The organism is Tateyamaria sp. (assembly GCF_059783535.1).
Genome location: NZ_JBYNDP010000179.1, coordinates 1 through 5,981, shown reverse-complemented (window position 1 = coordinate 5,981; position 5,981 = coordinate 1). Strand labels below are relative to the sequence as shown.

Here is a 5,981-nt window from a genome sequence, read left to right as displayed (position 1 = left end):
CTGAGAGCTGCAAAATGCATGACGGCAACGGGTGCGTATTGGGCAAAGGCCGCATCAAGTGCTACGCGATCCAGCAGGTCGCCCTGAACAAACGGGCCGAACTTGACGGCGTCACGCCAGCCCGTTTCCAGGTTGTCGAATGTGACGGGTACGTATCCGGCAGCGCGTAACGCTTTGCAGGCGTGGGAACCGATGTATCCCGCGCCCCCCGTCACAAGAACATGTTTCACGTCAAAGTCCTGAGTTACTCGGCAGCTTTGTCCATTTGGACAACATCACGAATATACCCAAGTAGATCATCCCGCAATTCATCCCGCGCCAGACCAAAGGCAACGGTTGCCTGCAGGAAGCCGGATTTCGATCCACAATCGAAGCGCTGACCACGGAAGCGGAAGCCATACACGCCGTCTTCGCCGCCGATTTCATTGGCAATTGCGTCAGTCAGCTGGATTTCACCGCCCGCGCCCGACTTCATCTGGTTGAGTGACCGAAGAACCTTGGTGGTCAGGATATACCGCCCGATCACGGCCAGGTTCGACGGCGCTTCTCCTGCCGGGGGTTTTTCGACCATGCCCTTGGCTTCCACCAACTGGCCCATATCGCTCTTGATATCGAGAACACCGTAAGAGGACGCACGCTCTGGCGGAACCTCCATGGCAGCGACGATGTTGCCACCGGTTTCATTGTAGGCTTCAACCATCTGTTGCAGACAAGGTGTGTCCGCGGCAATCACGTCATCTGGCAAGATCACAGCAAAGGGTTCATTCGCGATCAAGCGGCGGGCGCACCATACGGCGTGACCAAGCCCAAGCGCCTTGTGCTGGCGGATATACGCAATCGCCCCGCTTTCCATATTGGTGTCCTTGAGGGTCTCAAGAAGCTTGTCTTTACCTTTTTTGCGCAACTCCTGTTCGAGTGTCGGCGCATGGTCAAAGTAGTCTTCGAGTGCCCCTTTCCCGCGAGAGGTGACGAAAATGAACTCCTTGATACCGGCAGAACGTGCTTCATCGATCGCGTATTGGATCAATGGCCGGTCAACGAGTGTCATGATTTCCTTTGGCACAGATTTCGTTGCCGGCAGGAACCGCGTTCCCAAACCCGCAACCGGAAAGATCGCCTTGGTCACCTTCTTGCGCATAGTCACCCTCTGCTTACAAAACACATATTATCAACGTGAATACTACTAAACTGCGATTAACGAATGTCCAATTCCCCAATACCGGTCAGCACAGGCTAAGTGTTGCCCGGACGCGCCAAAATTCGCTAGTCAATCAGCCGCTGTTTGCCGATGCGACTTATTTCAGCTGCGACACGTTCGCCAAAACTGAACATGCGAAATAAAGGTGCGTTGCGGTTTGATTTACCGAACAGCCCTCCACTTTGTTCCCAGAATCCAGCCGGATCAAAGCGCACGCGATGCCTTAGAGTAGTGGGTGAGAACAAAAAAAGCGATACAATTTCGCCCTGCTCCACGCGCCTTGCTGCCTCCATGCGGAGACGTCGGCGTTGCCAGCTTCGTCCGGCGAGGACCACAGAAGTCCGTCGTTGCCATGGAAAAGGCTTAAACGCAGAGATTGGACTGCGTGAGACTTGCGCCCCGCCCCGTTGACGCATCAACCCCTGACTATAGCCCTTGTCCAGACGGGAAAGCAGATGGCGCACATCGCGAGGCAAGAGCCGCCCGGCAACCATGTGGGTCAATACCCGCCTGCGCTCGCTGTTACGAATCGCACGCCAGTGATCTGTGCGTTGTGACTCAGAAAGGTACTTACGCTGAAAAACCGCCCAGCTTGCGCCGATATCAAACAAGTCGCGTGGAACACGATCCTGACGCCTGCGCGGGCTTGCCGCGAACCCATGATGCACTTCCGCCATTGGCACTACAGCTGTTGCAAACCTCGCACGAGCCAAACGCAAGTTCAGATCGGTTTCATCCAGATAGAAGGCAAAGCCCGGATCGAACCCCTCGAGCGTCACCAACACATCACGGCGAACGGCCATGTTCGTACCTTCGGTCTTGGTTGCGCGTCTTCCCTTGGGTTTCAAAAGGGTCGCTCGGTTCAGGCTGACGTCCAGAGGCTGTGCGTCACCCTTCGTGTCCACCGTCCGCGCCTGCCATTGCCATGAAATACCGTTCCGCCCCCGAACAAAGCCGCCAACGGCCGCAACATGCGGTCGGTCTGTTGGTGCAACGAGTTGGTGAAGCCAACTCGGCTCGGGCACGGCGTCGTCGTCTATGAACGCTACGATGTCACCCGCGGCATGGCTGATACCAAGATTGCGCGCCTCGGAAATGTTTGGCTGGTCAAATTCCACCAGCTTGATTTGATCGGCAAATTGCCCCGCTCGTACCGCGGCACAACCGGCTGGATCGGCAACAACCACGATCTCGAATGCCGGATACTGAAGCTGAGATAGCGCAGTTAGACACCACATCAGCGCCGTCGGCCGGTCGCGGCTTACCACCACAACACTGACCGTCGGTTGCGTCATGCCACTCCCATTTCTGCCATCATTGCTTCGATCCGGGAAACATCGGCGGGATTGTTCAACTCCCAGAACTGGCGGCCCCGCGCCTCGACTTCAACACACAAAACCTGACGCCCGTTCTCAAGAAAACGGAGCTGCTCCAAACCCTCCAACGTTTCCAATGGACCGACAGGCCATGTCGGATAGGCAGCCAAGGCATCGGGCCGGTAAGCATAGACGCCCACATGATGGAACACGGGCGTTTCTGCATCATCCGCATAGGTGTCATTTGTGTAAGGGATCACTTCCTTGGAGAAGTACATTGCCTGACCAGCAACGCCAAAAACCGCCGTCGTGCCGCCAACACGGCCTGCTTTTCGATCTTCGAGGAACCCTCGCAAGGTCGCCCCGTCGCAACGCAACACCGGTGTCGCAATCTCGGCATCAGGCGCGGCGCGCAGTCCAGCCACCAACCCCTCGATGAACCAGGCCGGGGTCAGGGGCGCGTCCCCTTGCAAGTTGACCACAATCTCATACCCAGCGCCCAGCGCCTGATGCGCTTCTGCACAGCGCTCGGTGCCGTTGCCACAGGTTTCCGAGGTCATCACGACCTCGGCACCAAAAGCTTTCGACGCTTCTTTGATCCGATCATCATCTGTCGCCACGACAACACGATCCACGCCATCCACGGCCAAAGCCGCACGCCAGCTGCGTTCAATCAGCGTTTGCGACTGACCGGTTGCACCGGTCAGCGGTACTAGCGGCTTTCCCGGATATCGGGACGACGCATAGCGCGCCGGGATAACGATCAGGACGGACATCAGGCTGACTTCAGATCAACGGCGGGCGCATACGCGATAAAGAACGGATTGGCATAACCTTCCTTGCCATAGACCAGCGGGCTGTGATCGTCGAAACGAACAACATTGCCTCCAGCACCAGCCAGCACAGCGTGACCAGCCGCAGTATCCCATTCCATTGTGCGACCGACGCGAGGGTAAATGTCGGCCTCTCCGGTCGCCACAAGGCAGAACTTCAAAGACGACCCAGCGCTTTTCATGTCTTTGACCGCATATTTGTTGATGTAGTCGTCTGTCGCCTGATCGCGGTGTGACTTGGACGCAACCACCATCAAGGCGCTGTTGTCACTGTTGGCGACAGACAGAGGGGTAACCGCGCCGACGGTATCTTTGTCGAGAGCGCCGGTTTCTTCCACCGTTTTCCCGTCTGCTTGGGTATAGAACATGCGACCCTTGGCAGGCGCGTAGACGACACCGCGGGTTGGCACACCATCTTCAACAAGTGCGATGTTCACAGTGAAATCTCCGCGGCGGTGCACGAATTCCTTGGTCCCATCAAGCGGGTCAACAATCAGGAAAGTCTTCCCAGTCGTGTCGTGGGTGGCTGCCTGTTCTTCGGTTACCAACATGACGTCAGGAAACGCAGCACGAAGGCCCGCCGAAATCAGTGCATCCGCAGCTTCATCCGCCTCGGTCACCGGGCTGTCATCTGATTTGACTTTCACGTCAAAGTCATCGGCACCATAAATCTCCATGATCTTATCGCCCGCTTCCAAGGCGAGCTTGCGGATCACGGGGACCAGTTCTTCGTACGTCATCAAATAGCCTCCTTGGCTGGGCATTTGTTGAAAACTGCCTGCGCGGTCCTTATGATGCCGCGATAACGGAACAGCAAGAATTCCCTGCGACCATCGCAGCATACGAGGCAAAAACCGCTCATGTTTCAGTCAACGCGCAAACCGCAGTCAGGGCTTGGCAGTGCCTTGGCCATGTTCGAGGTGATCTATCACTCGATCGTGCGCAGCGTGCGCAAGACACACAACAACGCCTTTTTGGCTATCGCCATGAACATGCTTCAGGCGGTGATCTTCGTGATGGCGTTCTATGTGATGTTCTCGGTCTTGGGCCTGCGGGGTGCCGCAATCCGGGGTGACTTCCTGCTCTACATCATGACAGGCATCTTCCTGTACATGACACATGTGAAATCATTGGGTGCGGTCACGGGCGCCGAAGGACCTGCCAGCCCAATGATGCAACACGCGCCGATGAACACCATCGTGTCCATCTGTTCGGCCGCACTGGGCGCGCTTTATGTGCAGGTTCTGTCGCTGTTTGTAATCTTGTTTGTTTATCACGTGGCTTTCACGCCTGTCGAAATCGAACAGCCTTTCCAGGCATTTGGTATGCTGCTGCTGGCTTGGTTCACCGGTTGCGCGTTGGGATTGGTGCTTTTGGCCATCAAGCCATGGTTTCCGACCTTCGTGTCTATTTTTACCCAAGTCTATCAGCGGGCCAACATGATCGCGTCGGGCAAGATGTTCGTCGCCAACACATTGCCTGGGTTCATGCTTGCGATGTTTGACTGGAACCCACTGTTTCACGTGATCGACCAATCGCGCGGCTTCACATTCATCAACTACAATCCACGCTATTCCAGTTGGGAGTATGCATGGTGGGTGGGAGTTGTCTTGATCATGATCGGTCTTATGGGCGAGTTCTATACCCGTCGCCATGCATCGATCAGTTGGAACGCGCGGCGCTGAACAGCGCAATGATGATCGCGGTCGCCATGATACGGAGCGGCAACAGCAGATCAACGCACGACACGACACGTCAGGTTGATACGCCCACCCTTGGGCAAAAGCGATGATGATCCAAACCTGATCCGGTCCACACCGTGATAGGTCAGTCGTGCGTCACCGCCCATCAGCACGACATCCCCGCTTTCAAGCCAAAGCGACTCTGTCTTTCCACCGCGCGTTGTGTTTCCGATCCGGAACAGCCCGGCATCACCCAAGGAAACGGACAGAACCGGCCACTTGAAATCTGCCTCGTCCTTGTCCTGATGCATCCCCATGCGCGCACCTTCCCCGTAATAGTTGATCAGGCAACAATCCGGCGCGCGTTCCAATCCGGTTATGTCATGCCACAATGCCAAAACGGCATCTGGGATCAGCGGCCACTCCACGCCGTTCGGGTGCTTGTGGGCATAGCGATAGCCGGAACGATCCGCGTACCATCCGACTGACCCTGCAGAGGTCATGCGCACCGACATTGGCTTGCCGTAGGGGGTCTCGGGCGAGAACATTGGTGCCGCCTCAACCACACGCCGAATATCGTTAACCAGGCCAGCTTGCTGCGACTCATCCAGATACGCCTTGTAAATATCAAATCCCCGCACACTGACGTGCATGACCCAGTCCCCTTCAGTTATGTGCAAATTTGCTGTTTTGAGGCTCGTTAGAACGGTTGCAGCGTCTATTCACCCTCCTTATATACGCCGCAGCGCGCATGATATCGTGTGCAATCCTATGCGTGGCGTCGATGCCGAAACGGGTCGCCGCCTCGTGTCATCGCCTTGAACTGATATGAGGGATCGAAAAACATGGCTAAAGTCATCGGTATTGACCTTGGGACCACAAACAGCTGCATCGCCATCATGGATGGCAGCCAGCCCCGGGTGATCGAAAACGCAGAAGGCGCGCGGACAAC

General features: G+C 56.3%; 8 protein-coding genes. 2 read left to right on the top strand and 6 right to left on the bottom strand.

The features are described from left to right. The 5 genes from AC6RA8_RS20540 to cysQ form a co-directional block, all read right to left on the bottom strand. On the bottom strand, positions 1–230 hold a 230-nt coding region (locus AC6RA8_RS20540; protein WP_500355424.1), incomplete at its 3' end, for an NAD-dependent epimerase/dehydratase family protein. Positions 231–244: 14 nt separating this feature from the next. Beyond that, on the bottom strand, positions 245–1,138 hold the full coding sequence (gene galU / locus AC6RA8_RS20535; protein ID WP_500355422.1) for a UTP--glucose-1-phosphate uridylyltransferase GalU: 894 nt from the start codon (positions 1,136–1,138) through the stop codon (positions 245–247). A gap of 125 nt (positions 1,139–1,263) precedes the next feature. Beyond that, positions 1,264–2,436 (bottom strand): glycosyltransferase family 2 protein, encoded by a 1,173-nt coding sequence (locus tag AC6RA8_RS20530; RefSeq protein ID WP_500355428.1) that lies wholly within the window; start codon positions 2,434–2,436, stop codon positions 1,264–1,266. A 53-nt stretch (positions 2,437–2,489) separates the two neighbouring features. Beyond that, positions 2,490–3,290, bottom strand: a complete 801-nt coding sequence (locus AC6RA8_RS20525; RefSeq protein ID WP_500355421.1) for a 3-deoxy-manno-octulosonate cytidylyltransferase — start codon at positions 3,288–3,290, stop codon at positions 2,490–2,492. Further along, positions 3,290–4,087 (bottom strand): 3'(2'),5'-bisphosphate nucleotidase CysQ, encoded by a 798-nt coding sequence (cysQ, locus tag AC6RA8_RS20520; RefSeq protein ID WP_500355420.1) that lies wholly within the window; start codon positions 4,085–4,087, stop codon positions 3,290–3,292. Before cysQ ends, AC6RA8_RS20525 begins: the two co-directional genes overlap by 1 nt. A gap of 120 nt (positions 4,088–4,207) precedes the next feature. Between cysQ and AC6RA8_RS20515 the strand changes: the two genes are divergently transcribed. Then, complete coding sequence (locus tag AC6RA8_RS20515) at positions 4,208–5,032, top strand: ABC transporter permease (RefSeq protein ID WP_500355419.1); 825 nt, start codon at positions 4,208–4,210, stop codon at positions 5,030–5,032. 50 nt (positions 5,033–5,082) lie between these two features. On the opposite strand, the gene AC6RA8_RS20510 is transcribed toward AC6RA8_RS20515, so the two are convergent. After that, entirely contained in the window at positions 5,083–5,682 is a 600-nt protein-coding gene (locus AC6RA8_RS20510; protein ID WP_500355418.1) for an alpha-ketoglutarate-dependent dioxygenase AlkB family protein, read from the bottom strand. Between the two features lie 192 nt (positions 5,683–5,874). Between AC6RA8_RS20510 and AC6RA8_RS20505 the strand changes: the two genes are divergently transcribed. After that, the coding region (locus tag AC6RA8_RS20505; protein WP_500355426.1) for an Hsp70 family protein at positions 5,875–5,981 on the top strand (107 nt) is incomplete at its 3' end.

Excerpts from the sequence above, each read along its gene's own strand:
- cysQ (WP_500355420.1), bottom strand. The coding sequence starts at position 4,087 with ATGACGTACGAAGAACTGGTCCCCGTGATCCGCAAGCTCGCCTTGGAA.
- AC6RA8_RS20525 (WP_500355421.1), bottom strand. The coding sequence starts at position 3,290 with ATGTCCGTCCTGATCGTTATCCCGGCGCGCTATGCGTCGTCCCGATAT.
- AC6RA8_RS20515 (WP_500355419.1), top strand. The coding sequence starts at position 4,208 with ATGTTTCAGTCAACGCGCAAACCGCAGTCAGGGCTTGGCAGTGCCTTG.
- galU (WP_500355422.1), bottom strand. The coding sequence starts at position 1,138 with ATGCGCAAGAAGGTGACCAAGGCGATCTTTCCGGTTGCGGGTTTGGGA.
- AC6RA8_RS20530 (WP_500355428.1), bottom strand. The coding sequence starts at position 2,436 with ATGTGGTGTCTAACTGCGCTATCTCAGCTTCAGTATCCGGCATTCGAG.
- AC6RA8_RS20510 (WP_500355418.1), bottom strand. The coding sequence starts at position 5,682 with ATGCACGTCAGTGTGCGGGGATTTGATATTTACAAGGCGTATCTGGAT.